The organism is Chromatium okenii, from assembly GCF_002958735.1.
GTDB classification, from domain to species: Bacteria; Pseudomonadota; Gammaproteobacteria; order Chromatiales; family Chromatiaceae; genus Chromatium; species Chromatium okenii_A.
Window position 1 is genome coordinate 320,019 of the sequence record NZ_PPGH01000035.1, and the last position, 26,991, is coordinate 347,009.

General features: G+C 49.7%; 27 protein-coding genes, 1 tRNA gene and 1 pseudogene. 14 read left to right on the forward strand and 15 right to left on the reverse strand.

The window, feature by feature from the left end; translation table 11 throughout:
• Positions 1 to 88 precede the first annotated feature (88 nt).
• Together CXB77_RS09755 and CXB77_RS09760 are read right to left on the reverse strand one after the other, a co-directional pair.
• Positions 89 to 760: an exonuclease domain-containing protein gene (locus tag CXB77_RS09755; RefSeq protein ID WP_105073735.1), complete on the reverse strand. Its 672-nt coding sequence runs from the start codon at positions 758 to 760 to the stop codon at positions 89 to 91.
• Positions 761 to 2,619, reverse strand: a pseudogene (locus tag CXB77_RS09760) (putative nucleotidyltransferase substrate binding domain-containing protein).
• Between the two features lie 63 nt (positions 2,620 to 2,682).
• Between CXB77_RS09760 and CXB77_RS09765 the strand changes: the two are divergent.
• The 7 genes from CXB77_RS09765 (at position 2,683) to ribF (ending at position 8,785) form a co-directional block, all read left to right on the forward strand.
• Positions 2,683 to 3,291, forward strand: coding sequence for a biliverdin-producing heme oxygenase (locus tag CXB77_RS09765; RefSeq protein WP_242445609.1), 609 nt, complete (start codon positions 2,683 to 2,685; stop codon positions 3,289 to 3,291).
• A gap of 41 nt (positions 3,292 to 3,332) precedes the next feature.
• Positions 3,333 to 4,535, forward strand: a complete 1,203-nt coding sequence (locus CXB77_RS09770) for a DegT/DnrJ/EryC1/StrS family aminotransferase (protein WP_105073737.1) — start codon at positions 3,333 to 3,335, stop codon at positions 4,533 to 4,535.
• A gap of 38 nt (positions 4,536 to 4,573) precedes the next feature.
• A complete protein-coding gene (locus CXB77_RS09775; RefSeq protein ID WP_105073738.1) occupies positions 4,574 to 5,314 on the forward strand; it encodes a GNAT family N-acetyltransferase in 741 nt (246 codons plus the stop codon).
• Between the two features lie 307 nt (positions 5,315 to 5,621).
• Positions 5,622 to 6,260: a hypothetical protein gene (locus tag CXB77_RS19720; protein ID WP_172452621.1), complete on the forward strand. Its 639-nt coding sequence runs from the start codon at positions 5,622 to 5,624 to the stop codon at positions 6,258 to 6,260.
• A complete protein-coding gene (locus CXB77_RS09785) occupies positions 6,202 to 6,639 on the forward strand; it encodes a GNAT family N-acetyltransferase (protein WP_172452622.1) in 438 nt (145 codons plus the stop codon). The genes CXB77_RS19720 and CXB77_RS09785 overlap by 59 nt, the downstream gene beginning before the upstream one ends.
• An 11-nt stretch (positions 6,640 to 6,650) precedes the next feature.
• Positions 6,651 to 7,727 carry a GNAT family N-acetyltransferase gene (locus CXB77_RS09790; RefSeq protein WP_105073741.1) on the forward strand — a complete coding sequence of 359 codons (1,077 nt, stop codon included), beginning with the start codon at positions 6,651 to 6,653 and terminating at the stop codon, positions 7,725 to 7,727.
• A gap of 122 nt (positions 7,728 to 7,849) precedes the next feature.
• The gene (gene ribF, locus CXB77_RS09795; RefSeq protein WP_105074025.1) at positions 7,850 to 8,785 is read left to right on the forward strand and encodes a bifunctional riboflavin kinase/FAD synthetase; all 936 of its coding nucleotides are present in this window, start codon (positions 7,850 to 7,852) and stop codon (positions 8,783 to 8,785) included.
• A gap of 118 nt (positions 8,786 to 8,903) precedes the next feature.
• On the opposite strand, the gene CXB77_RS09800 is transcribed toward ribF, so the two are convergent.
• The 7 genes from CXB77_RS09800 to pufB all read right to left on the reverse strand — a co-directional run bounded on the left by CXB77_RS09800 (position 8,904) and on the right by pufB (position 13,845).
• Complete coding sequence (locus tag CXB77_RS09800; RefSeq protein WP_242445610.1) at positions 8,904 to 9,311, reverse strand: hypothetical protein; 408 nt, start codon at positions 9,309 to 9,311, stop codon at positions 8,904 to 8,906.
• The gene (locus CXB77_RS09805; protein ID WP_105073742.1) at positions 9,296 to 10,204 is read right to left on the reverse strand and encodes a LysR family transcriptional regulator; all 909 of its coding nucleotides are present in this window, start codon (positions 10,202 to 10,204) and stop codon (positions 9,296 to 9,298) included. Before CXB77_RS09805 ends, CXB77_RS09800 begins: the two co-directional genes overlap by 16 nt.
• A gap of 77 nt (positions 10,205 to 10,281) precedes the next feature.
• The gene (locus tag CXB77_RS09810; RefSeq protein WP_105074027.1) at positions 10,282 to 10,593 is read right to left on the reverse strand and encodes a hypothetical protein; all 312 of its coding nucleotides are present in this window, start codon (positions 10,591 to 10,593) and stop codon (positions 10,282 to 10,284) included.
• Between the two features lie 13 nt (positions 10,594 to 10,606).
• Positions 10,607 to 11,170, reverse strand: coding sequence for a DUF2939 domain-containing protein (locus CXB77_RS09815; protein WP_172452623.1), 564 nt, complete (start codon positions 11,168 to 11,170; stop codon positions 10,607 to 10,609).
• A complete protein-coding gene (locus CXB77_RS09820; protein ID WP_105073744.1) occupies positions 11,160 to 13,070 on the reverse strand; it encodes an ATP-binding cassette domain-containing protein in 1,911 nt (636 codons plus the stop codon). Before CXB77_RS09820 ends, CXB77_RS09815 begins: the two co-directional genes overlap by 11 nt.
• Before the next feature lie 350 nt (positions 13,071 to 13,420).
• Entirely contained in the window at positions 13,421 to 13,663 is a 243-nt protein-coding gene (gene pufA / locus CXB77_RS09825; RefSeq protein ID WP_105073745.1) for a light-harvesting antenna LH1, alpha subunit, read from the reverse strand.
• A 35-nt stretch (positions 13,664 to 13,698) separates the two neighbouring features.
• Positions 13,699 to 13,845, reverse strand: a complete 147-nt coding sequence (gene pufB / locus CXB77_RS09830; RefSeq protein WP_105072690.1) for a light-harvesting antenna LH1, beta subunit — start codon at positions 13,843 to 13,845, stop codon at positions 13,699 to 13,701.
• A 180-nt stretch (positions 13,846 to 14,025) separates the two neighbouring features.
• Here pufB and gshB point away from each other — a divergent pair, with 180 nt between their 5' ends.
• From gshB to CXB77_RS09845, 3 genes are all read left to right on the forward strand, one after another.
• On the forward strand, positions 14,026 to 15,003 hold the full coding sequence (gene gshB, locus CXB77_RS09835; RefSeq protein WP_105073746.1) for a glutathione synthase: 978 nt from the start codon (positions 14,026 to 14,028) through the stop codon (positions 15,001 to 15,003).
• The gene (locus CXB77_RS09840) at positions 15,003 to 15,878 is read left to right on the forward strand and encodes an energy transducer TonB (protein WP_105073747.1); all 876 of its coding nucleotides are present in this window, start codon (positions 15,003 to 15,005) and stop codon (positions 15,876 to 15,878) included. The genes gshB and CXB77_RS09840 overlap by 1 nt, the downstream gene beginning before the upstream one ends.
• A gap of 47 nt (positions 15,879 to 15,925) precedes the next feature.
• Positions 15,926 to 16,001, forward strand: a tRNA-Lys gene (locus tag CXB77_RS09845).
• A 190-nt stretch (positions 16,002 to 16,191) separates the two neighbouring features.
• Here the strand turns inward: CXB77_RS09845 and CXB77_RS09850 are convergent.
• The 4 genes from CXB77_RS09850 to tssH all read right to left on the reverse strand — a co-directional run bounded on the left by CXB77_RS09850 (position 16,192) and on the right by tssH (position 20,350).
• Positions 16,192 to 16,416, reverse strand: coding sequence for a type II toxin-antitoxin system HicB family antitoxin (locus CXB77_RS09850; RefSeq protein WP_105073748.1), 225 nt, complete (start codon positions 16,414 to 16,416; stop codon positions 16,192 to 16,194).
• Positions 16,409 to 16,645 carry a hypothetical protein gene (locus CXB77_RS09855; protein ID WP_105073749.1) on the reverse strand — a complete coding sequence of 79 codons (237 nt, stop codon included), beginning with the start codon at positions 16,643 to 16,645 and terminating at the stop codon, positions 16,409 to 16,411. Before CXB77_RS09855 ends, CXB77_RS09850 begins: the two co-directional genes overlap by 8 nt.
• Positions 16,646 to 16,842: 197 nt before the next feature.
• Positions 16,843 to 17,403: a hypothetical protein gene (locus CXB77_RS09860; protein ID WP_105074028.1), complete on the reverse strand. Its 561-nt coding sequence runs from the start codon at positions 17,401 to 17,403 to the stop codon at positions 16,843 to 16,845.
• A gap of 247 nt (positions 17,404 to 17,650) precedes the next feature.
• Positions 17,651 to 20,350 (reverse strand): type VI secretion system ATPase TssH, encoded by a 2,700-nt coding sequence (gene tssH, locus CXB77_RS09865; RefSeq protein ID WP_105073750.1) that lies wholly within the window; start codon positions 20,348 to 20,350, stop codon positions 17,651 to 17,653.
• Positions 20,351 to 20,725: 375 nt separating this feature from the next.
• Here tssH and aroA point away from each other — a divergent pair, with 375 nt between their 5' ends.
• From aroA to CXB77_RS09885, 4 genes are all read left to right on the forward strand, one after another.
• On the forward strand, positions 20,726 to 22,030 hold the full coding sequence (aroA, locus tag CXB77_RS09870; RefSeq protein ID WP_105074029.1) for a 3-phosphoshikimate 1-carboxyvinyltransferase: 1,305 nt from the start codon (positions 20,726 to 20,728) through the stop codon (positions 22,028 to 22,030).
• Positions 22,027 to 22,695 (forward strand): (d)CMP kinase, encoded by a 669-nt coding sequence (cmk, locus tag CXB77_RS09875; RefSeq protein WP_105073751.1) that lies wholly within the window; start codon positions 22,027 to 22,029, stop codon positions 22,693 to 22,695. The genes aroA and cmk overlap by 4 nt, the downstream gene beginning before the upstream one ends.
• Positions 22,696 to 22,826: 131 nt before the next feature.
• Positions 22,827 to 24,506 carry a 30S ribosomal protein S1 gene (gene rpsA / locus CXB77_RS09880; RefSeq protein ID WP_105073752.1) on the forward strand — a complete coding sequence of 560 codons (1,680 nt, stop codon included), beginning with the start codon at positions 22,827 to 22,829 and terminating at the stop codon, positions 24,504 to 24,506.
• A gap of 70 nt (positions 24,507 to 24,576) precedes the next feature.
• Entirely contained in the window at positions 24,577 to 24,882 is a 306-nt protein-coding gene (locus CXB77_RS09885) for an integration host factor subunit beta (RefSeq protein ID WP_105073753.1), read from the forward strand.
• Positions 24,883 to 24,945: 63 nt separating this feature from the next.
• Here the strand turns inward: CXB77_RS09885 and phoR are convergent, their stop codons facing one another.
• Positions 24,946 to 26,259: a phosphate regulon sensor histidine kinase PhoR gene (phoR, locus tag CXB77_RS09890; protein ID WP_105074030.1), complete on the reverse strand. Its 1,314-nt coding sequence runs from the start codon at positions 26,257 to 26,259 to the stop codon at positions 24,946 to 24,948.
• Positions 26,260 to 26,297: 38 nt separating this feature from the next.
• A complete protein-coding gene (phoB, locus tag CXB77_RS09895; protein WP_105073754.1) occupies positions 26,298 to 26,984 on the reverse strand; it encodes a phosphate regulon transcriptional regulator PhoB in 687 nt (228 codons plus the stop codon).
• Positions 26,985 to 26,991 lie beyond the last annotated feature (7 nt).

Genomic DNA, 26,991 nt, shown 5'->3' on the forward strand with positions numbered 1-26,991 from the left:
TTTCGAGAAAGCCAATGGTGCATTCCACGAATACCGACACGCGATAAACCGCTGCTGTCAATACTAATCCTGTCACTTGCGATTTGTCTCAGCACAGGAATTCCGCCAAACGCACTCCGCGTCCATCGTTGCGATGCGCAGCCTGCGCCAAAAATAACTCCGCCGCAGCCAGCGCATCACTCAGCGCATTGTGCGCACCGTAACGCGGCAAGTTGTAGCGATGACCGAGCGAATGAAGGCGTAAATCTGAGACTTTGAAAGGAATTTGTCGGCGCTCAAACGTTTGGAGCGCCAGCGCCTGCGTATCAATCACCCGCAGCGGCAGTCCGCAATGCCACAGTTGGCGACACGCCGTCGCTAAAAATCGCTCTTCAATCGTGGCGTGATGCGCAATCAGCACCTTGCCCGCTAACACGCCCAGCAATTCGCTCAACACCTCGCCCAGTTCCTCGCCTCGCGCCGATTGATCGTCAGTGATTTGATGAATGATCGCGCTGGATTCGGGGATGGAGCGGTCGATCCGCACCACGCGATGCTGCGCGGTGGACAGATCAATCGACATTCCGTGCAGCGTGACGTAACCCACGCTCAAAATCAGATCGTGGCGTGGATCAAGTCCGGTGGTTTCGAGATCAAGCGCGAGATAATCCACCTCGCGGTAATCGCTGCGCGGACGCGGGAATGGGTGCGCCAAATAATCGCGCAGCGCCCCGGGCGGAGCGCGTCGCGCCAGCCAGCGCCGTTGCCAATCGCGCACCATCTAACCGAATTTCCCAGCTTGATAACGCTGCCCGACTGCTTCTTGCATCGCGTGAATCAAGAGAAACGCTTCTTTCAAATGCCCGCGCTCCAACGGTGACAGCGCATCTGGTGAGACAAAATTGTCGGCTTTATTGCCGCTGCGCAGTTGCTGCGCTTGATGGCGCATTCGTAATGTGCCAATAAATTCAAGCGCATCGCAGAGATTAGCGGCTCCGTCACGGCTCAACGCGCCGCAATCGGCAGCGGCTTTCAATCGCTCCAGCGTGTTGGTTTCAGGAATGCCCGCTGCCAGCGCCGACACTCGCGCCAAGTCGATGATCGGCACGGTTCCGCGATGTTTGATGTCGAGCGTGTGATCGTGGTCGCCGCCTTGAATTAAAACGATGTTGCGGAAAAAGCCGATTGGCGGACGGGTTTTCAGGGCGTTGGCGGTCAAATACGCGAGAAATAGTTGATTGGAACGCGCTTGTTCCAGCAGCTTTTCCTGCAACCCAGCGTATAAATTGGCGGGATCGTACAGCGGGCGCAAGTCGAAAAAGACGCTGGAGAGCATCAGCGCCAGCGGCTCCGGGCGCATGATCCAATTCATAAAATACTTGTGCCACACCCGTAACGGCTGCCGCCATTTCGGATTGGATGCCATCACTTCACCGGGACAATGAATGAACCCGCACACATCCAGCCCGTCATTCACAAATTTGGCGAGCGCAGCGAAATAGGCATCATCTTCGGGCTGGCGTGATCGGCGAGTAGCAGTGCGTTGTCTTGATCGGAATGTGCCGACTGCTCGCGCCGCGCTTGCGAACCGCCGACCAACCACGCATACGGCACTGGCGGTGCACCGAGCGTTTGTTCTCCCAGCTCCAACAAACGCAACGTCAGCGCGTCCGTGATCGCGCTTATCGCCTGCCCAATGGCATTGGCGGTGGCACCGCTGCTGATGAGATGCACCTGCAATTCTTCGATTTTGGAACTGATTTGCGCCAGTGTCGCAATGGAGCTGGCGCGGTGAATGTCGCCGACCAAATACACGGAATTGGCGCTCTGAAACCGCGTGAGATCGGTCGAGGACAGCAGCCCCGCCACGCGAGTGCCGTCGAGCACCGGTAAATGATGAACATTCAAGCGCGTCATCGTAATCAACGCCTGAAATCCCAGCGTATCCATATCCACAGTTTGCAGCGTTCGCGTCATAATTTCGCTGACCGGCTGCTCAGTCGGCAGTCCGGCAGCGATGCAGCGGCTGCGCAGATCGCGGTCAGTGACCATGCCGACCAACTGCTCGCCGTCCATAATCAGCAGCGACGACACATGCTGCGCCGACATGATTTGTGCGGCTTCGCGGATGCTGATGTCAGGCATCGCGGTAATGGGCACGCGCTGAATCATCGCCCGCACCGGCACGGTCATCAGTCCGATATTGGTGGCTGGTGCGGCAACCATGACATCCAACGCCTGCCGCAAGCGATTGGATGGTGACTGTTCAAAATAGCTCGCAAATGCGGGATGATCGCGGCACAGTTGCGCAAGTTCAGTGCACGGCAGCGCATAAACCAGCGTATCTTCTGCGGTTACGCCTTGTTCGTCAGTTGCAGATTGTCGGCAATGCTGTTCACAGAGATCGCCCTCTGCTAATTTGCCGATCAATTCGCTCTGGGCATTGCGCAATTCAACTGCGCCCTTGCGGAGAATATAAAGTTGTGGCGTGGCTGCATCCGGTGGCGGGAATGGCGAACCGCGTCGAAAATAGCGCACCGTTAATTGTTTGGGTAAACGGGTTAGCGTTGCTGCCGGAAGCTGATCGAATGGCGGATGGCGCGTTAAAAATTCTTGAATCTCGATGAGTTCGATGTCCATTGATTTGATAACCTCAAATCGAAAATTGCTGGTTTGAATGGCACATTACGGAGTAGTCTAACATTGCAATCCTTTGAACAAAACTTAATTGTTGCATTGCGTCATGCTACCGCTGGCGTACATGAATCAATTGAGCAATTAGCGATTATGCGCCGAATAATGTCATCATCAGTAACACGTGCCGATTACTGTCATTATTTATTCGTGTTGCGTGATTTATACACGCCATTAGAAGCAGCACTTTATACTGCAATAGATTGTGAAACGCAATTGCGTCTTGGTGTTCGCCCTAAATTACCGGCATTGCTGGCTGATTTGAATGAACAAATGGCGATGAATACAGATGAAACTTTTGTAACTGCCAATGCGATAGCACCAGCAACCATTGTGATACAGAATATCAATCATTTGGTTGGCAGTTTATATGTTTTGGAAGGAGCAACACTCGGCGGGCGCACAATTGCTCGCCATTTGCGGCGAGTGCTCAATGATAAATTGGGCGCAGCGCGGTTTTTAGATTTTCACGGTGAACAAACATCAGCAGTCTGGAAACAATTTGCTGGTGCGTTGGATGAATTATGCGCAGAACGGCGTTTAGAATCAGACGCAGTCATTGCTGGCGCACTTGCGACTTTTGATGATCTTTATCGGCAGCTGGCGCGGTGTGAATGATGATTCATATTAAATATGAAGATTTAACAGGCTTTAGTTAAATGCGCCAAATATCTTATGATTCATCTCAGTTTCCAAAAGCTCGTGTTTCTGCGTTGCCTGTTCCGTCATTCAATGCTTTTAGTTTTAATCCGCCTCCGGTCGCACTGGGAATTTTAACGCTCAATCACATTGTACATGTGCGCAGTGGACGTTACGCGATTGCATTAGCACTTAAACAAGCTGGCATTGGCTGTGGAGATGGTGTTTTATTGCCGGCATATCACTGTCTTGCAATGGTTGAACCATTACTTTTAGCTGGCATCAACCCAATATACTATCCAATCAATGCTGATTTATCAATTAACCTGAGTGAAATCGAAAAACGAGCAGCAGAAGTAAAAGCAATTATTGTGGTGCATTACTTTGGGTTTCCACAAGATTTTAGACCTATTCGCAATTTAGCTGATCGTTTGGGTTTAATTTTAATTGAAGATTGCGCCCATGCTTGTTTTGGTAAAGTTAACGATTTAGCAGTCGGCAGCTTGGGCGATTACGCGATTGCCAGCACCATGAAATTTTATCCAATTGGTCATGGTGGAGTTGTTGCCTCATCTCGTCATCCGCTGGTAAGTCTCAATTTAATTGATCCTCCGCTCAAGATTGAGATAAAAACAGCAATCAATTTATTGGAAGAAGCTAACGAATATGGAAGACTAGGGTTGTTATCTGGATTATTTAACGTTTTGATAAAAACCAAGAATTACTTAACACAAGTTAAACACCATGTTAGTAATTTTAAATCGAGACAAACAGAAAGCACTTCAGAAAAAATACCAGAATACGCGATGGATTTGTACCTGCTTGACTGGAAAAGTTCTCGTGTGAGTCAGTTTTTATTACAGCATACGCACACACGGAAGCTAGTTAAAACACGACAAAGTTATTACAGAATGTTTTTGGATGTTTTGTCGAATAGAAATGATTGCCGTCCACTTTTTCCAATACTGTCGATTGATGTTGTTCCGCAAGTTTTCCCTTTATACGTCAATCAGAGCTTGCTAGTATTTGTTAAATTAAAAAGCCAAGGAGTTCCCATCATTCGCTTTGGTGAATTCCTTGATGAAAAAATTACCAATGATTTTTGTTCAGTTAGTATTGATTACTCAGAGCATGTTTTACAATTTCCTTGTCACCAAACCTTAAAAGTTGATGAAGTTCAGTGGATTATTGAACATCTAATTTGTGCCTTAAACGAAATTTAGACATGTGAAAATTTCATGTGTAATAGAGGAAACATAGAATGTTGAAATGGGAACTATATCCAGCTCAAGATTTTGAAAAATATCGTGAGCAATGGGATGAACTTAACAAATTTTACTATGGATCAGCATTACTTGAATCGCGGTTTGTTGCGCTTTTGCTTCAGTATTTTGGAAATTCAAAAATTAAGTTAGCCATTGGTCAAAGTGATCAAAAAATTGTTGTTATGACATTGCTTGAACCGAATACATGGGGCACAGTTTGGACAACTTTTCAACCTGCTCAAGCGCCACTTGGTTTGTGGTTAATGTCACCTACATTAAATCAAGAACAAGCAATCCAATCATTAATGAGTACTTTTTTTAGAACTGCTATATTATTCGGAATCACGCAACAAGACCCTATTTTCATATCAAGACCAAAACAAACTTTAAATCTTCATACAATCGACTATATTTCTACAGCTCGAATACAAGTAAATGGCACTTTTGAAGATTATTGGTCTGTACGAGGCAAAAACTTACGTCACAATTTGAAGCGTCAGCGAAATCGTTTAGAGCGCGAAGGAACTACGTTGCATCTTGATGTGGTCTATCAACCAGAAGCAATTGCTGAAGCACTTTCGGATTATGGTCGCCTCGAAAGCGCGGGCTGGAAAAATGTTTCTGGAACCGCAATATCTGAGCACAATACTCAGGGTGCTTTTTATCTGCAACTTCTAAAGACTTATGCAGAAACTGGTGATGCTTTTATCTACCGTTATTTTATAACAATCGCGTAGTAGCCTGTGATCTTTGTATTGTCGGTAACGGTATTATCAATTGGCTAAAAACGACTTATGATGAAAGCGAAACAACTTCTTCTCCGCGCACTTTTACGTCAAGATTCGTTTGAACAGATATTTCAAATCCGCATATCAATACCATCGAGTTTTATGGAAAAGTGATGGATTGGCATACCAAATGGTCTGATGAAATCCGCACTATGTATCATGTTAATGTGTATCGTGGGCGGGCTGGCGAAGTTACATAAAACCAAAACAAAGTTGACAGTCTAAAATATGTGCTGGAAAGTATTATCTTTAACAGATGAGCAAAGTATTATCTTTAACAGATGAGCTAGGAGTTTATCGCCAAGATTGGAATCGTCTAAACATTGATTTATATCAAGGACAACCATTTTTTGATAGCCGTTTTGTTGAACCCGCATTGAAGTATTTTGCAACAGGAAAAGAACGTCTCTGTGTTCATTCGCACAAAGGAAAAATTGACGGTCTTTTAATTTTGACCCCGCGTCGCACTGGTGTTTGGAGTCTTTTCGCACCATCACAAGCACAAATCGTTCCAATTTTATTGAAAGATGACACTATTTTACCCTCACTCTTTACATCACTTCCTAATTTTTCTTTAAGTCTCGAATTCCTCAATCAAGACCCTTTGTTAACACCAATACAAGCTAATTCTAATCAACTTACAATTACAAGAGAACCACATGCGTTAACTATTGCTATAAAAATAACAGATAATTTTGAGAGTATTGGTCATCCAGATCAAAAAAACTGCAAAAAAATTACGGTCGCTATTTTCGGCGTTTGCAAAAAAAATCGTTATCTATGCGCATGGAATGTCGCGAAGGAATCTAGCCAAATCAGCGAAGCAGTCATTCGATATGGAGTTAGAATCACAGGGTTGGAAAGGTCTTCAAGGAACTTCAATTCACGCGAATAATATACAGGGCGCCTTTTATGCTCAGTTAATGAAAGAATTTGCAGTTTCTGGCAACGCATCTGTTTATGAACTTTATTTTAACGATACGCTCGTTGCTTCACGTTTATGTATATTTAATTCAGAAATGCTGATTATATTAAAAACAACCTACGCTGAAGAATTTTCAGAATATGCTCCTGGAAGACTGTTGCTATATGCGGTGATAGAACGGGAGTTTGCACAAAAGCGCGTTAAAAAAATAGAGTTCTACACCAATGCAAATCAAGATCAAATTAGCTGGAGTACAGAACAACGTTATATTCAACACATCACATTATTTCGTCACTCTTTACTAAAAAAAGCGTATCAAGCAAAAAATGTAATACGTGGAAAAATCTAAGAGTAATTAGCGTGTTTGCACAATTCAGCAGCACATTTTTAAATACACCTGTTAATTTGCCAGATCAAGCACAGCAAATCCTCAATGACCACGAAAAAAGAAGTTTTGACCTTGGATTTGACTGGCTCAAACTGTTAGTAGAAGTAGCTTTAGATGTTGATGACCATATCCGAATCTATTTAGTAAAAGAAAATGTTGATAATACTCAATTGATATTACCGCTGAAACACAAAACAGGAGCGCAAAACCTGTTTGCGTTAACCACTTTTTACACCTCACTTTATTCCCCAGCTATTATACAAACCAATGCAGTTTCAATCATGGTTAGTTGCTTCTCGGCAATTCGTCATGAAATCCCTGCATGGCATTCACTGCGCTTGCAGCCATTAGCTCGTGACGCAGAATATACGCAGATCAAAACGGCATTACGTCAAGCCGGATGGTTGACCTTTGAATTTTTTTGTTTCGGCAATTGGTATCTTCCCATTTCAACTACCAATTATGATGCAATTTTTGCTAATTTTTCGTCACGGGTGAAAAGTACGCTGAAAAGAAAACATAAGCAATTTTTAATGCATGGTCATGGTCATCTGACAATTATTACCAGAGACAAACATTTAGAGCAATTCATTCAGGATTATGTACATGTTTATGCTTCAAGTTGGAAAAAACCCGAACCTTATCCAGAATTTATTCCAGCACTAATTCGGTTATGCGCACGACGCGGCTGGTTGCGCTTGGGATTGGCTTATATTAATGGAGAAGTTGCTGCTGCGCAGATTTGGATTGTTTGTTATGGACGTGCTGCAATTTATAAGTTGGCTTATGATGCACGATTTGAGCACTATTCAGTCGGTACGTTATTAACCGACCATCTAATGCGCCATGTGATTGAAGTCGATCAAGTCAAAGAGATTGATTATCTTATTGGTGATGATCCATACAAACGCGACTGGATGACTCATCGTCGTGAACGCTGGGGATTGATCGCCTATAATCCACGTACCATTTCAGGATTATTTGGTGCAATGAAACAGTTCACTGTTGATTCTGCAAAAAAACTGTATTTTTGGTTAAAGCGCAATTAAAAATAGCAGTTTACTGTATTACAAATTGTTACGAAATTAGACGCGATAAATACTAAAAACATTTCAGTGAAAGTGATTCACTGCTGCCATATCATTAGCACTTGCATTTTAATTTGAAATTTATGAGATTGATTCGAGGCTTACACAATTTGCGCTCCACTGATTGCGGCTGTGTCGCCACTATCGGCAATTTCGATGGTGTGCATTTAGGACACCGCGCTGTGTTCAAACGTCTGCTGGCACGAGGGCGCGAACTCAGTTTGCCTGCGACCGTGATCACTTTTGAGCCGCAACCGTTAGAATTTTTTAATCCAACTGCTGCACCAGCGCGATTAACTCGTTTGCGCGAAAAGCTAGCGGCAATAAATCACAACGGCATTGAGCGCGTCATGTTATTGGAATTTAATCCAAAATTGGCTGCGTTACCGGCGAGGGATTTCGTCCAGCAATTGTTGATTGATGGGCTGGGAGTGCGGTTTTTGCTGGTTGGCGATGATTTTCGATTTGGTCATAAACGCAGCGGTGATTACGCGCTGTTGCAGACGATGGGTGCAGCGGAAGATGCTGATTTTACAGTTGAAAATCTTCACACCGTCACCCATAACGACGCACGCATCAGTAGCACCCGTGTGCGCGAGGCGTTGGCGCAGGGCGATTTTACGCAGGCACAGCATTTGCTTGGGCGGGCATATCAGATAGCGGGACGGGTTGCTTACGGCGAACAGCGCGGGCGAACGATTGGTTTTCCTACGATAAACATAAACTTACATCGTCGTTTTAGTCCGCTGCGGGGTGTTTATGCAGTGGTCGTGCACGGGCTGGGCGAGCTGCCACATCCCGGCGTTGCCAACATCGGCAACCGTCCGACCATCAGCGGGCGCGATGATCGTCTCGAAGTGCATCTATTTGATTTTAATGAACAGCTTTATGGGCGACATTTAGCGGTGGAGTTTCGGCATAAGCTGCGCAACGAACAACGGTTTGAATCATTTGACGCGCTTAAACAACAAATTCAACAGGATGCAGCAGCGGCGCGAGCGTATTTGGGATTGAATTAAAGGTAGTGATCATATTAAGCAAATGTACCAATATAAAGACTGCGGATGACAATTTGTATTAAGCCCTAATAAAAGCATGATCTTCGATGAAAATAAATCTTTGATTGAGCGATTTATTTTAGTTAGCATCCTGATTAAAAGCCTCGCAATAAATCTGATAATGCCGTGCAAAAAGTGTTTCTAATTCATCAATGACGACTTCCGCATTTCGCCCTTGTAGTACATGTGCTGACATCAGTGTTGAAGTATCATTGAGCAAAGTTGAACGGTCGAGCATATAATACGCATTTGAGAGTCTTTTAATCGCACCAATCACGGTTTCAATTGCCGGACGTTCAATCTGTTGTGGAAGACTTAACGTTTGTGCTGCCATTGGCGTTGGAGCGCGTTGCACTAAAAATTCAGCAAAAGCCAGTAACGCATGACGATCAGTGGCTGTTAATTGCGCAAACAATTTGAGTAACTGCCGTTTTTCACTGAATTGAGGATGTTGCATGTGCATGGTTTTAATTATGGACGTTTGCATTGGGAGCGACAGTAATCTCGCGCAAAATCAAGCAATTCTTCCATAACCCGTTGACGGAATTTTTGCTTTTGATGAACGAATGAAAAGGGACGTTCTAACGGTGGAATCATTGGAATAGCAACGAGCGTACCGAGTTTTAATTCTTTTTGAATTGTCGTACTGGACACCACTGATACACCCATTCCTGCTTCTACCGCACCTTTAAGTGCCTCTGGGCTGCCTAATTCCATTGCAATTTTCAATGTAGAATAACCTTCCGGTTGATGTTGCAAATAATCGTTAATCACTTCACGTGTGCCCGAACCTTCTTCACGGCAAATAAATGGATATTCCAATAGATGTGCAAAGGTCACTTCTGATTGCGTTGCCAATGAATGATTAGGGTGCATGATTGCTACTAAATGATCGAGTTTGCACACCTCAACCACCAGATTTTTGTTCGCCACTGGCGCTTCCACCACGCCCAAATCAATCACATTATTTTCCACCATCGACACGATACCTTCGGTATTCGATACCTTGAGGTGAATCGATACTTCTGGATAATGCGCCCGAAAATCACCGAGCAGCGGCGGCAGCATGTATTCCGCAATGGTGGTGCTCGCGCCGATCGTTAACATGCCGCTAATTTGCCCAGTGATGCCGCGCACTGCATTTTCCATTTCCGCATAAATTTCAAAGATATGATCTGCTGCTTCACACACGGTACGCCCCGCTTCCGTGAGGCTGATGCGGTTATGTGTACGGTCAAACAGCCGGGTATTGAAATGCTCTTCAAGCTGGCGCACCTGAAATGTCACCGCTGGTTGGGTCATGTGCAGTGTTTGCGCGGCTTTAGTAAAACTCAGCAACCGTGCAACGGTATGAAAAACTTGAAGTCTACGATCAGCCATCGAGAAACCGCTCTAAACGAGATACCGATATAGAAAGAACTTATATCATAGACTGAAAGCATCCCACTGACGCGCCATTAACGTCCTCGCGGCGCAGATTCTAAACTGGTCAACGGCGAGCGATCTTGTTTGAAATCGCTGCGCAACCGTTTTAACAAACGCATTCGCTCCGTAGCGTTGCTCACCATCAGCGCCGTAAATGCTGCTCGCCAATGCGCAAAATACTTCCGATCAGTCGCCGATTCGGTGTAAAGCATCACCGCCGTGCAGTAGTCGGTTGCTCGCAGATATTCTTTAAATGGGCTGTCGGTCGGCACGAGAAATTGCGCTACCAAGTCATGTGCTCGCGGTGATGCCGTCAGCGGCTCTGGTGGTCGCGCTGGTGTCATCGGTTTTTCCATGTCAATAAGACAGCATGGCAACGCGCCAGCCATGCGTATCTAATTGTAATCCCAGTATCAATGGCGGCATTTTTTCACTCACGATCTGCACTTGAAACGTGCGCCAATTGACGAAACTGCTCGCCGTCAACGCCGGTAAAAATCCTCCTTCCGTCGTCATTCGCGCTTGTAGCTGCTCGCGTATCCACTCGCGGGTGATTAATTTCTCCAGTACAGCAACGCCGTGATAACGAATTCCTGCGCCTAACCAATTGATAAAATTGTCTGAAATCTCGGCGATGGGACTGGTTTCATCTTTATTGAGCCGCCGTCGAATTGCGTCACGCACTGCGTCCACATCAATCAACGCAGTCAATGTCACCTGCTCATTGTGCAATAGTGCCTGATTCAGTTGCCACAGCGTCACATAAGGCCAGCTCCCATAACCCAACGCCAGCAACAATGCCAACACAATCAACCACTTCTTTGATTGGCATTTACATTGCCACCAGCGCGGAAGGTGTTCCCAAGTTGAGCGGCGAGCGAACTGGCGCATTAGCACCACCTGCGATTTTTCAACGCGCATTCTCATCTTCGCGTGACCCAAATTGCTCAATGGCTTCAGTGACTTCTAACCACGCATCTTCAGTTGCTTCGACATCAGCACTGAGCTGGCGCTGCTCGGCCAACCGCGCCAGCAACCGCGATTTCTGCTCCGGTAGATACAGATCGGCTGCCGCCAGCGCCTCCTCCACCGCTGCCCGTTGCGCGGTTAATTTAGCAAGCTGCTGTTCCAACTGCTTTTCACGCTGGCGCAGTGGCTGCAACGCCTTCCGCGCTTCGGCAGATTGCCGACGCTGCTGTTTGCGCTCACCGCCATCGCGGTTGGATTCCGGTACATCGCTGGCGCGGGTGAGATCACGCCCCGCCAGCCACGCCGGATAATCATCCAAATCACCGTCAAACGGACGCACCGTGCCAGCGTCCACCAACAACAACTGGTCACTGGTCACGCGCAGTAAATGGCGATCATGCGACACCAGCACCAGTGCGCCGTCGAATGCTTGCAGCGCCTCAGTCAGCGCATGGCGCATATCCAAATCCAAGTGATTCGTCGGCTCGTCGAGCAGCAGCAGATTCGGGCGCTGGCGGATGATGAGCGCCAGCACCAGACGCGCCTTTTCGCCACCGGACAGCGGCGCAATCGGATCAAGCGCCCGGTCGCCGATAAAGCCAAACCCGCCGAGATAGTTGCGCAACACCTGCTCGGTCGCATTCGGATCAATGCGCCGCAGATGTCCGAGCGGTGTGCCGTTGCGATCCAGTTGATCGAGCTGATGCTGGGCGAAGTAGCCGACACGCAGCTCCTGCGCTTGTTCATAGTGACCGGAGAGCAGCGGCAGCGTTCCAGATAACACCTTGATTAACGTCGATTTACCTGCGCCGTTGCGCCCGAGTAAACCGATGCGGTCGCCCGGTTCCAGACTGAAACCAACGCCGTTGAGAATGGGTTTCTCGCCATAACCGGCGACGGCGCGATCCAGGCGCAGCAGCGGACGCGGCAAATTTTCTGCGGGTTCAAAGCCGAAGCGAAACGGCGAATCAATGTGCGCTGGCGCAATCAGCTCCATCCGTTCGAGTGCTTTCAGCCGACTTTGCGCCTGCCGCGCTTTGGTCGCTTTGGCGCGGAAGCGTTCGACAAAGCTGTGCATGTGGGCGATTTCGCGCTGCTGGCGCACATAAGCCGATTGCTGTTGAGAAAGTCGTTCCGCACGCTGGCGCTCAAATCCCGAATAATTACCGGCATAAAGCGTCAGGTGCTGATGTTCGAGATGGAGAATGTGGGTGGCGACTGCATCGAGGAAATCGCGGTCGTGCGAAATCAGCACCAGCGTTCCGGTGTAGCTTTTGAGCCAGCCTTCCAGCCAAATCACCGCATCCAAATCCAGATGATTGGTCGGCTCGTCCAGCAGCAGCAAATCGGAGCGACACATCAGCGTTCGCGCCAGCGCCAGCCGCATTCGCCAGCCACCGGAATAGCTGTTGACTGGACGCTGCTCGTCGCCGGGCGCAAAGCCCAATCCGTGCAACAGTCGCGCTGCGCGGCTGGCGGCGTCATATCCGCCAATCGACTCGAAATGTCCGAGCAGTTCGCCGTGACGCAACCCGTCTCCGGCAGCATCAGCGACCGCGAGATCGCGCTCAATCTCACGCAATTCGCGGTCGCCATCGAGCACAAAATCAATCGCTGGGCGGGTGGTGTCCGGGGTGTGTTGGGCGACATGCGCCACTTCCCAGCCGACGGGAATGGTAACTGCGCCGGCGTCAGCGTGAAGATCGCCGAGCAGCAGCGCAAACAGACTGGATTTCCCGCAGCCGTTCGCGCCGACCAGTCCGACTTTTTGCCCGGGATAAACAGTGAGTGATGCCGCCTCCAGCAGGAGGTGTGGACCACGGCGGAAACTTAAATCGTTCAGTTGCAGCATAATCGTGGCGCAATTCAAACGAGCGTAGACAATTTGCCGCAACCTGTATCGGTGCTGGCGCAATATGGCAAGGTCTTGGTTTGAATGTCTAATCGTTGCATAGATGCCACTCTTGATAAAATTCTGTGGCGTCTATTCTAGCGCGGAAAGGGAATTCCCTAATAGTTGCGTTGTGCGCCGCAGCTTACGGGTGTAGCAAAAAAGCAAATGCAGAGTGATTTTTTCATTGCGCAGTGCGATATTGCACAATTCATTGAGTGAAGACAATTTAACAGACAAAACAATGGGCGGATGATACACGCTGCCATTGCAGCATGTATCACCCGCCCATTGGTAAAGCGTATCAGAACTTACTGAGCTTGAGTCGCAGGTGCAACAACAGCAGCAGGCGCTGCAACGCGTACGGAATCCTTAAAGCCATAGCCTGGCAGAGCCAGTGCGTAGCTGTGAATCATCCACATCTGTACGAACAGAATGCCGAAGAAAGGAACCATCCAAGTGGCTGGATTAATAACAGTCCAGATTTTCCAATCTTCTTCAGGATGGTTAGGAGCGGCAACAGACGGATCGGCTAACATGACAGGTACTTGCATCGGAGATCTCCTAGAGAAATAGGGAAACTAAAATCTTAGAACCAGGGCTGATAAACCCAAGTGACGACGTGAACGGCACACGCGATCATCACCCAGCTCCAGGTGCCATGCTTCCAATGCTCATGGAATTCTTTTGCTTGTGCATCGGTCAAGCCCGACAGGTTCTTTGCTGCTTCTGCCATTGGTATATCCTCAAAAGATAACTGAAATTAACACACACTTTTCAGTGTGTAACTGAGCTTGTTGTTGCGTTTCAAACTCTATTAAATGCGCTTGAATCTCAATCAACAGCGAGTGAGTGTTAGTTTAGCCTGACAGCTGGGCGTGTCAAGTTTTATTTACACAACACGACGAACATCGTAATGACGACACCAACATTCAACATCGGTGTGCTGATGGACCCCATTAGCACCATTAACATCAAAAAAGACAGCACCTTTGCGATGTTGCTCGCAGCACAACGACGCGGCTGGACAAACTGGTATTTGGAAATTGCCGATCTAAGTCTGCACAACAATCAGGTAATGGCGCGGCTGCGCGAAGTGACAGTCATGGATGATCCACGGGGTTGGTATCAGTTTGGGCGCGAGGAATGCCGACCATTGGCGACGCTTGACGCGGTATTGATGCGCAAAGACCCGCCGTTTGATATGGAATACATCGTCACAACCTATCTGCTGGAGCAAGCGCAGCGCGATGGTTGTCTCATCGTCAATGATCCGCGCAGCCTGCGCGACGCGAATGAAAAGGTGTTTACAACTACTTTTCCGCACTGCATTCCGCCGACGCTCATCACCCGCAGTGCTGCCGAGATTCGCGCTTTTCACGCCACGCATCAGGACATCATTCTCAAACCGCTCGACGGCATGGGCGGCGCTTCAATCTTTCGGGTGCGCCCGGATGATCCCAATCTCAACGTCATTATTGAAACGCTCACGACACACGGGCAGCGGTTTTGCATGGCGCAGCGGTTTATTGCCGACATCAGCGCCGGTGATAAACGCATTTTGATGATTGACGGCGAACCCGTGCCCTATTGTCTGGCACGACTGCCAGCGCCCGGCGAAACGCGTGGCAATCTCGCCGCTGGCGGTCGGGGCGAACCGCGCCCGTTGACCGAACGTGATCGCTGGATTGCGGCACAAGTCGGCTCGCAATTACGCGCTCGCGGCATTCTTTTTGCGGGTTTGGATGTGATCGGCGATTTTCTCACTGAAATCAATATCACCAGTCCGACCTGCATCCGCGAACTCGATGCTGCCTTCGGTCTCGATATCGCCGGTGAGTTAATGGATTGCATCGCGCAGCATCTCGCTACCGCCGTTAAATCAAAGTGTTAATGCGCCAGCCACTGCCTGCAATTATTCCGGCACTGCTTGGCGCAGCACTGCTGCATCTGGTTGTGATATTCACCGTGCAATTTGCGCCACCGACGCCAGCACCTGCGCTTCCCGATACGGCACTAGATGTGTTGCTACTACGCAACATAGTGCCAACCTCCGCACCGCCTGCGCCCAACGCAACACCAGCACCGCAGAATCAAGCTGGCGATTCGCCGCTGGGCAACGCCAGTGTAACGATGGCGCTCACGCCCAATGATGTGCCTCCACAATTGCCAGAACCCGTCGCGCTGCCGCCACCCGTTGCACCACCAACGCAGAAACCACTGCAACAACAAACGGTTATTCATCATCCACAACCTGCGCCGACACCGGTTGAACCAGTTGATGCGCTGGCGCTGCCGACTGCGCCAACGGCAACTGCTGCCAGCATTTTCGCTAGTCAAGGCGCTGAAATTACGCAATTAACCAGTGATTTAGATGCTCGTGCAACATTAGAAAGTGGACGGTTACGCCGTCAAGCAGTCAGCGCCAGCACCCGCGAATTGCGTTACGCCAATTATTTGGCGGCGTGGGCGCGTAAAGTGGAGCGCATCGGCAACCTGAATTACCCGCAAGTTGCCCGCGAGCAGCAGCTTTACGGCAATTTGATTTTGCACGTTGCAGTGCGTGCGGATGGCAGCGTCGAACACATTCGCGTGGTGCGGTCATCTGGGCTGGAGGTGCTCGATCAGGCAGCGATTGAAATTGTGAAATTAGCTGCGCCCTACGCGCCGTTTCCGCCTGATATTGCTAAAGATACTGATGTGCTTGACATCATTCGCACTTGGCAATTTACGCGCCGTGGCGTGCTCGGCTGGGAACGTACTCGCTAATTGGCGCTTGAATAAAATTCTCAGGTGATTACAATAGTCGGTCTTTAGCGCCCTTAGCTCAGTCGGTAGAGCATCTGACTTTTAATTAGGTGGTCGCGCGTTCGAGTCGCGCAGGGCGCACCAAACAAATCAAGCGGTTATCGTTCATTCGATAGCCGCTTTTTTTGTGCTCGATGCTATGGAGACAGCCATGCTCCGAAATGTGTATCAATCTTTTACGCAATAGAAAACGCCTATTTTCTGCTGACATCTAAACCAATGATCAACACTGGAGTATTAATAGTTTTCGTGATTCGCTAGATTGGCGCTGGTTTTAGGCAGCAATTTGCTGTGGCTTTGTTTGCGCTTCGGGATAAGGTCGCCCCATTTTTTTACAAGCTGCTAACCAAGATTCCATTGCTTGCTCCATTTCCTTAGCTGCCTCTTGTTGAGTATCACCAAAGGCAGAACAGCCCGGCAAATCAGGAGCAGTAGCAATAAATCCTTGGTCTTCATCGCTCCAAAAAATTTGAACCAGATATTTAAGACTGTTATCCATACTTATTTACCATAGCAATAAGTTGATGCGCCTGATAGGGCTTAATGTATCCGTCACGGTCTTGAAAATTGAGTAAAACAGGTTCATTTACATATCCATAAGTTCGATGAGAACCCTTACCACCTTTCCATTGAAAACCAAGTGCTTCAGCAATCAGACAAGCATCTTCAAAACGCACAGCTTTTGGGTTGGCAAGCAATCCAGCAATACGTTTATCATTTTTCGACATTGATGAGTTTTCTGTTTGATTTGCGGATTTACATTGCAACAAAAACGCCCCGTTAATGCGGGGCGTTTTCTATTCATTCAGTCAAGCAATTCGTGGAGTATTTCGGAATTAAGATTCAGCGAATAAATAGGGTTCTCACTGCTGTTCCTAATCTATCGTCAGTTTTGCAAGCTACTATAAACTTGCTCAATTAAACTTCAGGACTTAAATGTCTTAACAGACATAATTTTTCCATTCCCACCTCCCATACTAGTCACAGCAACGTCTACGCGAGCCATAGAGGTAATTCCGCCACCGCCAAAAATGACGAATACATACGAACAAGCCATACCTTGCAATTCAGGCATAGGAATCTTGTTCCAATACCACTCTTGTAGACCGTTATCAGAGCGATACTTTTTATAATCCTCTTGAGCTGTAGAACCAGATTGTCGCGCAATATGTGCTCCAAACACCCGTCCTCCTCCTTTACCTACTGCAAACTCACATCCGCTAAATGGTCCCGAAGCAACCCAAGTTTGTTGACCGCTGGCATATCCTACTACTGCCTGACTTTCCGCGTAGGGAACCCAGAGACCGTTATTATCTACTCCGTCTTCACGTTTAAGCGTGACTTTTTCTTCTTCCAAGACAATTAAAAACCCATACTCTTTAACAATTACACCGTCTGAGTTGTTCGGTGCTCTAGCACCAAGCCTACTATCAAGCGAGATTGCTTTTCCAATAAGCGTAATCAAATTTGCTGGCGTCGGAATCATCATAATCTCCTAAGAATTAAAGTACAAAATTTGGTAGTGCCCCGATCAATAGGGCTAAGTTTTCTTAGTGCTTTGTAAAAGAAAGATAAAAATCAATTTTTTCCTGTTGGTTTGAGCACTGCCAACTTTTCTTTTAGTTCTAATGCTCGACAACAAAAATCAACAGAATAAGTTATTTGTTTTTTACTCCATGCTTATAAAATCATTTTGTGTTGGAATTACTATATTAACTTAGTGTACTCAAAAATTACTCAAACCCATAGCCAAATTCACCCGCAATCACGCTCACATGCACCCGTTCAATCGGCTTGCCTTCCATCATCCGCGTTAAAAATTCCTCGCTGATTTTCGGCAACACCGTATTAGTGAGAATGGCATCAATCATCCGCCCGCCGCTCTCCAATTCCGTACAGCGTGATGCAATGAGTTTAATCACCTCATCATCATAAGTAAACGGCACTTTATGATTGTCTTGCACTCGCCGCGCAATCCGTCCCAACTGCAATCGCGCAATCGCGCCAATCATTTCGTCATTCAGCGGATAATACGGAATCGTTACTAAACGACCCAATAATGCTGGCGGAAATACTTTTAACAACGGTTCACGCAGCGCCTTCGCAATATCTTCCGGTTCTGGCATCAATTCAGGATCGGCACACAAGCGGCTAATCAATTCGGTTCCGGCATTGGTGGTCAATAAAATCAGCGTGTTTTTGAAATCAATCACCCGCCCTTCGCCGTCTTCCATCCAGCCTTTATCAAACACCTGAAAGAAAATCTCATGCACATCTGGATGTGCTTTTTCGACTTCATCCAATAAAACGACTGAATACGGACGCCGCCGCACTGCTTCGGTTAAAACGCCACCTTCGCCATAACCGACATAGCCGGGTGGCGCACCTTTTAAGGTCGAAACCGTATGCGCTTCTTGATATTCACTCATATTGATGGTGATGATATTTTGTTCACCGCCATATAACACTTCTGCCAGCGCCAGCGCCGTTTCCGTTTTACCAACGCCAGAAGTTCCCGCCAACATAAAAACGCCAATCGGTTTATTTGGATTATCCAATTTAGCGCGAGAGGTTTGAATACGCCGCGCAATCATATCGAGCGCATGACGTTGTCCAATAATGCGCTGTTCCAACGTATCGGCTAATTTCAAAATCGATTCCACTTCATTCTTCACCATCCGCCCCACCGGAATTCCCGTCCAGCTTTCGACGACGGCAGCGACGGCCTGATGATCGACGGTCGGCAAAATCAGCGGATGATCGCCTTGCAGCGCGTGCAGTTGCGCTTGTAACCCTTTGAGTTCACTCAATAATGCAGCGCGGTCATCCGCAGTTAATTCTGGTGTCGTCGTGTCCGCAGCGGCTGGCGTGTCCACTGTGCCAGCAACGCCGCGCAGTCGCGCTCGCAGCGCCAAAATCTGCGTCACCAGCGCCTTTTCCTGTTCCCAGCGCGTTTCAATGTCCGCTAGATGTGCTTGTTCTGTCGTGAATTTTTCCGTCGCCACCGTCTCCCGCTCGGCAGTGTCAATCCCGACCACCGTCTCGCGGCGAATGATCGCCAATTCATTCTCCAGCGCCGCAATCCGTTTGCGGCAATCGTCCACTTCCGGCGGGACGGCGTGTTGGCTGATCGCAACACGAGCGCAGGCGGTATCCAGCAAACTCACTGATTTATCAGGCAATTGTCGCGCCGGAATGTAGCGATGTGACAGCCGCACTGCCGCCTCCAGCGCCTCATCCAGCACCTGCACGCGATGATGCTGCTCCATCGTCGTCGCCACGCCGCGCATCATCAAAATCGCCTTGTCTTCGCTCGGTTCCTCAACCTGCACCACCTGAAAACGCCGCGTCAGTGCTGGGTCTTTTTCAATGTGCTTTTTATATTCCGCCCACGTCGTCGCCGCGACCGTGCGCAACGTGCCCCGCGCCAGCGCCGGTTTCAACAAATTCGCTGCATCGCCCGTGCCCGCTGCGCCACCCGCGCCGACCAGCGTATGTGCCTCATCTATAAAGAGAATGATCGGTTTTTGCGACGCTTGGACTTCCTCAATCACCGAGCGCAGCCGCTGCTCAAATTCGCCTTTCATGCTCGCGCCCGCTTGCAGCAGCCCGACATCCAAGGTGCGCAGCGTCACGTCTTTGAGCGGCGGCGGCACATCGCCAGCAACGATTTTGTGCGCAAAACCCTCCACGACGGCGGTTTTGCCCACGCCCGCCTCGCCGGTCAAAATCGGATTGTTCTGGCGACGGCGCATCAAAATATCGACGATCTGGCGGATTTCGGCGTCGCGCCCGACGATGGGATCGAGCTTGCCGCTGCGGGCTTGTTCAGTTAAATCAACGGTGAAGCGTTGCAGCGCCTCCTGTTTACCCATTGACGCAGGCGCAATCGCGCCGCTGGTTTCACCGGGCGCGGCGCCGCCGATTTGCGAACCATCCTGCGCCGTCATCGTTTCTTCTGGTGAACCGCCGACGATTTCACCAAAACGTTCACATAACGTTTCGAGTTTAATTTTATCGAATTCTTTAGAAATCGCTGGCAAGGTATTCCGCAAGCCGGGCGTTTTCAAAATACCAAGCACCAGATAACCGGTGCGCACCTGCGATTCTTTGAACATCAGCGAGCCGTAAACCCAGCCGCGTTCGACCGTTTCCTCAACATGCGCCGACAGATCGGAAATTGACGTGGAACCACGCGGCAGACGATCCAACGCCTCGGTGATGTCTTTTGCCAACCGCGACGGTTCAAGATTAAATTGCTTAATAATGCGATGTAAATCCGAATCCGGCACTTGCAGAATTTGATGAATCCAATGCACCAGCTCGACATAAGGATTGCCGCGCAACTTGCAAAATACCGTGGCGCTTTCAATGGCTTTATAACCAAGCCGATTAAGTTTGCCGAACAGGGCGACGCGACTGATTTCTGACATGTTTTAGTCTTCTATTGACGAAATTTAATGGGTGAAAAAATCCCTTTAGCGGCGATTGCTGCCGCTAAACATCAATCAACATCAGTATAGTAAAGCTGCCTGAAATGCGATATTCACACCTGATTTTAGTGTGTCAAAATGATGTAGTTTTTCGAGCACACACGACGACTGACAAAATCGCCAATTCCAGTAAGGATAATCCTTTAATTCTCGAATTGACAACGCCAAATTTCAAATCTTTAAGCACTATAATTTTTATATTCGTTAACGGTTGTGATTAACCCGTTGCCAAGACTAGAATCATCGGTTTTCTCTTTTCAATTGCCGAATGCGGGTGGAGAGATTTTGACTACAGCTACAAATCTTCAGTATCAAATGACGCCCGGCGGTGCCTTGACTGGACGCTGGCGTGTGCCCGGCGATAAGTCGATTTCCCATCGCGCCATCATGTTGGCCGCCATTGCCGAGGGCGAAACGCGCATCAGTGGTTTTCTTGAAGGCGCCGACGCACTGGCGACGCTGGCAGTGTTTCGGCAGCTGGGCGTGAACATTGACGGTCCTGATGGCGGTCTGGTGCGGGTGCGCGGCGTGGGAATGCGCGGGCTGCAAGCGCCAGCCGAGGCACTTGATCTCGGCAATTCCGGCACGTCGATGCGGCTGTTGGCGGGATTATTTGCTGGTCAAACTTTTCCGGTGACGTTGACTGGTGACGTCTCGTTGTCACGGCGACCGATGCGGCGCGTGACCGAACCGCTGGCGCTGATGGGCGCACAGATTGCGACCACTGCTGATGGCACTGCGCCGCTGGTGATCACGCCAACCGCGCAGCTAAAAGGCGTGGATTACGCGCTGCCGGTCGCCAGTGCGCAGGTGAAATCAAGCGTGTTGCTGGCAGGTTTATATGCCAACGGCGAAACCTGCGTCACTGAGCCAGCCCGCACCCGCGATCACACCGAGCGCATGTTGACCACTTTTGGTTATTCGATCCGGCGGCAAGGGCTGCGCGTGTGTCTGACTGGCGGCGGGAGATTGAGCGGTTGTCGGTTGACCATTCCGGCAGATATTTCATCCGCAGCGTTTTTCATGGTCGGCGCGAGCATTGCGCCGGGTTCTGACGTGTTACTGGAAGAAGTCGGCATCAATCCAACTCGCGTCGGCATCGTCAACATTTTGCGAGCGATGGGCGCAGACATCGAACTGATTGATCGGCGCACCGTCGGCGGTGAACCCGTGGCGGATATTCGCGTCTGTTATGCGCCCTTGAAAGGCATTCAAATTCCCGTCGATCAAGTGCCGCTGGCGATTGATGAATTCCCTGCCATTTTTATCGCGGCCGCCTGCGCTGAAGGCGAAACCATTCTGACCGGCGCAGCAGAATTGCGGGTGAAAGAGAGTGACCGAATCGCGGTCATGGCGAATGGGCTGGCGCAGTTGGGAATTGATGCCGAACCACGCCCAGACGGAATTCGTATCATCGGTGGTCAACTCGGCTCCACTGCCGCAACGGGCGCAATTGATGCGCACGGCGATCATCGCGTGGCAATGGCGTTTGCGATGGCAGGTTTACGCGCCAGCGGCATCATTGAAATTCACGATTGCGCCAACGTCGAAACTTCATTTCCCGGTTTTGCCACGCTCGCTGCGAACAGCGGATTAAATATCGTGGAGCAACGGGTGTGATTCCGGTCATCGTCATTGACGGACCAGCGGGCACGGGCAAGGGCACGATTGCCGCATTGCTGGCGGAACGGCTGGGTTGGCATTTGTTGGATAGCGGCGCGTTGTATCGGGTGCTGGGATTGGCGGCGCTGCAACAGCAAGTGTCATTTGATGATGCAGCGGAATTGACGAAGTTGGCAGAAGCGCTGGCGCTGCAATTTGACGCCGGGCGGATATTTCTCGCTGGCGCAGAGGTGACTGACGCGATCCGCACCGAGGCGGTCGGCATGGCGGCATCGCAGGTGGCGGCACATCCGCCAGTGCGCGACGCATTGTTGGATTGGCAACGCCAGTGCGCCCAATTGCCGGGGTTGATTGCCGATGGGCGCGATCTGGGAACGGTGGTATTTCCCGATGCCGCACTGAAGATTTTTTTGGATGCCAGCGCCGAAGTGCGGGCGAATCGACGCTATAAACAGTTGATAGAAAAGGGTTTGAGTGCTAACCTTTTTGAACTGATTGCAGACATTCGTGAACGTGATGACCGCGATCGTAACCGTGCTGTTGCGCCTCTGTGCGCGGCAGCGGATGCGGTGATTGTGGACTCGACCACCTTGTCGATTGCAGCAGTGTTCGACCGAGTCTTGGAAGAGGTGAGGCGTGTCTTCCCGGATTTGGTCTTGTGATCTGTCAAGATTAGCGAGACAGATTTAACCGACAGGTCGGTGCTGAGTTGCATCGGCCTTTTCATTTCATTCATACCCCTCGCCCTGGATTAGGGCGGAATGGCGCGCCGTTCTCAGGATACTTGCATCCCATGACCGAAAGCTTTGCCGAACTTTTTGAACAGAGTCTCAACACAACCCAGCTGCAGCCGGGCTCCATCCTCATCGGGACGGTCATTGAGATCACGGCGGACAATGTCGTGATTAACGCCGGACTCAAGTCCGAAGGCGTGGTGCCACGCAGTCAGTTCCTCAGCCCCGAAGGTGTGCTCGAAGTCGCGGTCGGCGATGAAGTCGCCGTGGCGCTTGACGCAGTGGAAGATGGCTTCGGGATTACCCGTCTGTCCCGCGAGAAGGCAAAACGCTTCGCGTCGTGGGATTTCTTAGAAAAGGCCTTTGAAAACGCCGAGACCGTGAAGGGCATGATTAACGGCAAGGTCAAGGGTGGTTTCACCGTTGAGCTGGGCGCAGTCCGTGCCTTCCTGCCGGGTTCATTGGTCGATGTCCGCCCCGTGCGCGATACCGCCTACCTCGAAGGCAAGGAGCAGGAATTCAAGGTCATCAAACTTGACCGCAAGCGCAACAATGTCGTGGTTTCGCGCCGCGCCGTTGTAGAAGAGGAATACAGCGCCGAGCGTGATAGCCTGCTGAAAAACCTCGAAGAAGGCATGGAAGTCAAGGCTGTCGTCAAGAATTTGACCGATTACGGTGCGTTCCTCGACATGGGCGGCATCGACGGCTTGCTGCATATCACCGACATGGCATGGCGGCGCGTCAAGCATCCGTCCGAAGTGGTGGAAATCGGCGACGAAATCAGCGTCAAGGTGCTGAAATTCGACCGCGACCGTCAGCGCGTCTCGCTGGGTCTGAAGCAGATGGGCGAAGACCCGTGGGTCAACATTTCGCGTCGCTATCCTGAAAGCACCCGCGTTTTCGGCAAGGTCACGAACATCGCTGATTACGGCTGCTTCGTGGAAATCGAAGAGGGCGTGGAAGGTTTGGTGCACGTTTCCGAAATGGATTGGACGAATAAAAACATCCATCCCAGCAAGATTGTCTCGCTCGGCGACAACGTGGAAGTGATGGTGCTGGACATCGACGAAGAGCGTCGCCGCATCTCGCTCGGCATCAAGCAGTGCGCGTTGAATCCGTGGGATGAATTCGCAGTCACCCATAAAAAGGGCGATCACGTTTCCGGCAAAATCAAATCCATCACTGATTTCGGCATCTTCATCGGCTTGGATGGCGGCATCGACGGTTTGGTGCATCTGTCTGACATTTCGTGGGATGAAACTGGCGAACAGGCGCTGCGTCGCTACAAAAAGGGCGATGAGTTGGAAACCGTCGTGCTGTCGGTTGACCCAGAACGTGAGCGGATTTCGCTGGGTGTCAAGCAACTCGACCGCGATCCGTTCTCCAGTTTTGTCGCCATGCACGAAAAAGGCAGCGTCGTCACTGGGGTCGTTGCCGATGTAGACGCGAAGGGCGCGACCATCACGCTGGCAGATGGCGTGGAAGGTTATCTTCGCGCTTCCGAAATCAACCGCGACCGCATCGAAGATGCTCGCGCAGTGCTCAAGGTTGGTGAGGAAATCGAAGCCAAGTTCCTCGGCGTGGATCGCAAAAACCGCACCCTTTCGTTATCAATGAAAGCGAAGGACATGGAAGAAGAGCAATCGGCGATCAAGGGTTATTCGCGTGACGCTTCCAGCGGCACGAGCCTTGGCGACATTCTCAGAGAACAGATGGAAGAGGGACAGCGGGGGAATTAAACCCACCGTGTTGATGTAAATGCGGGGCGCGATGTCGCGTCCCGCGAGCTTTATTCTAGGACGCGACACCATGACCAAATCGGAGCTGATCGACATTCTCGCCGCCGAACAAGACCAACTTTCTTCTAAGGATGTCGAGGTGGCGGTGCGCAAAATTATTGAACGCATGACCGCTGCGCTATCCTCTGGGGAACGCATCGAGATTCGTGGCTTTGGCAGTTTTTCGCTGCATTACCGTCCACCTCGCGTTGGACGCAATCCCAAAACCGGCGAGTCAGTGTCTTTAACCGGCAAAAATGCTCCGCATTTCAAGCCCGGAAAAGAACTGCGGGATCGGGTCAATGAGGCATTTCAAGAATCACGCGCAGCGAAATAACACGCATCTTTTGCGTTTACACTATTCCAGTCACATCGCTATTGCGGTGTGACTTTTTTTTGCTCAAATCATCTCGCTGACTTCACGCGCCAGCCCACGTTGAATTGGAAATAGACAGGAAAAACGCACCCCATTTCCAACTTCACTGACAATTGAAAGCTGCGCATCATGGCGATTGAGTACGTGTTTCACGATAGCTAATCCCAATCCAGTTCCGCCTGATTCCCGCGACCGCGCACAATCAACACGATAAAACCGCTCGGTCAAACGCGGCAGATGTTCCGGCGCAATGCCTGGTCCTGAATCTTCCACCGCAAATAACACGCCGTCCGCTGTATTGCGCCATTCAATCTGAATACGTGTGCCTGCTGGCGTATGCCGCACTGCATTAAAAATTAAATTAGAAAAAGCACTGCGCAATTCCGGTTGATTACCCAGCAACAGCAAATCGTCATTCACGCGCATTTCAAATTGATGTTGACCGCCACTTAATGCTTGCGCTTCCTGCACAATTAAATGCAATTCATCCGGCACTTCCACTGGTAATTGTTCATCTTGCTGCTCGTGCATTTCCAGCCGTGATAGCGTTAATAAATCTTCAATAATTGAACGCATTCGCTCTGTCTGATGCAACATCAGCGTCAATGGTCGCCGATGATTTGCTGGTGTCGTTGGCGCATCTAATAGCGGCTCTAAAAACCCAGCAATTACCGTTAATGGCGTGCGTAATTCGTGCGAGGCGTTGGCAACAAAATCGCGGCGAATCATATTGAGATGATAAATCTTGGTAATGTCACGTCCGACCACCAGCCGCTGTTTTTTGCGTTCACCAAATGGCGTAATTCTCAACGATAACATCAGTGTACGGTTATGCAGCGGCGCAATATCCAGTGGACGCATGTATTCGCCAGCCTCCACAAATTCCGCTAAATCAGAATGAGTGAGAATTTCAGTAAATCGCTGTCCGTCATCCTCCGGCCAATGAATGTTCATTAAACGCGCTGCTGCCGGATTCGCCCATTCGATACGCAGTTGTTTATTCAGAATCACCAGCGCATCGGGCACGGCATTAGCCGCTTCTCGAAAGCGCCGTGAAAAACGAATTTGGCGTTTGCGGCTCTTGCGTCCGCGCTGTTGATAACGGGCGATGCTGCGATAAATGTCGCCCCAGAGTCCGGGCGGAAAGGGTGGAATCAATCGGTGCTGACGCCGAATCAGCAGCGCCAGCCGCATGAGATGGTAAAATTGCCATAACACATACGGTTGCAGCGCCAGCAAATAAATCCATGTGAATTCAACACCCAATAGCCACAGTCCACCGCTAATCCCTATTGGCAGCAGCAAAATAGTCAATTCGACGAGCACAGAGCGGAGCATCGACATTTTAATTGTGGGAGAAATTGCAACCAATACAGTTAATTCTTATCTGAAAAACGATAACCCACACCGCGCACCGTTTGCAGTAAACGGTCGTGCCCCGTCACTTCTAATGCCTTGCGCAGCCGCCGAATATGCACATCAACCGTGCGCTCTTCGACATACACTTGATCGCCCCACACCTGATCAAGCAATTGCGAGCGACTAAATGCACGATCGAGATGCGTCATAAAAAAATGGAGCAAACGGTATTCGGTCGGCGCAATATCCAATACATTACCGTTTGCCCGCACCCGATGACTGATGTGATCAATACACAGTCCGCCAATATCAATTTCATCATTAGCATCATCGGGTTGGGTGCGTCGCAATACCGCTTTCACTCGCGCCACCATTTCACGGGGTGAAAAGGGTTTCGCAATATAATCATCAGCTCCCGTTTCTAATCCGCGCACGCGATCTTCTTCTTCACCACGCGCACTAATCATAATGATCGGCACCGCCCGCGTTTTTGGATTCTGTTTCAACTGCGCCGCCAATTCCAAACCCGAACGCCCCGGCAGCATCCAATCCAACAAAATTAAATCCAAACTCTCGCTCGCTAATATCTTGCGGGCATCATCGGCATGACCAGCCTCAATGACCCGAAATTGCGCATTTTCCAACGCAAACCGCATCACTTCGCGGATATCCGGTTCATCATCAACGACAAGAATAGTTACCATAGCTATG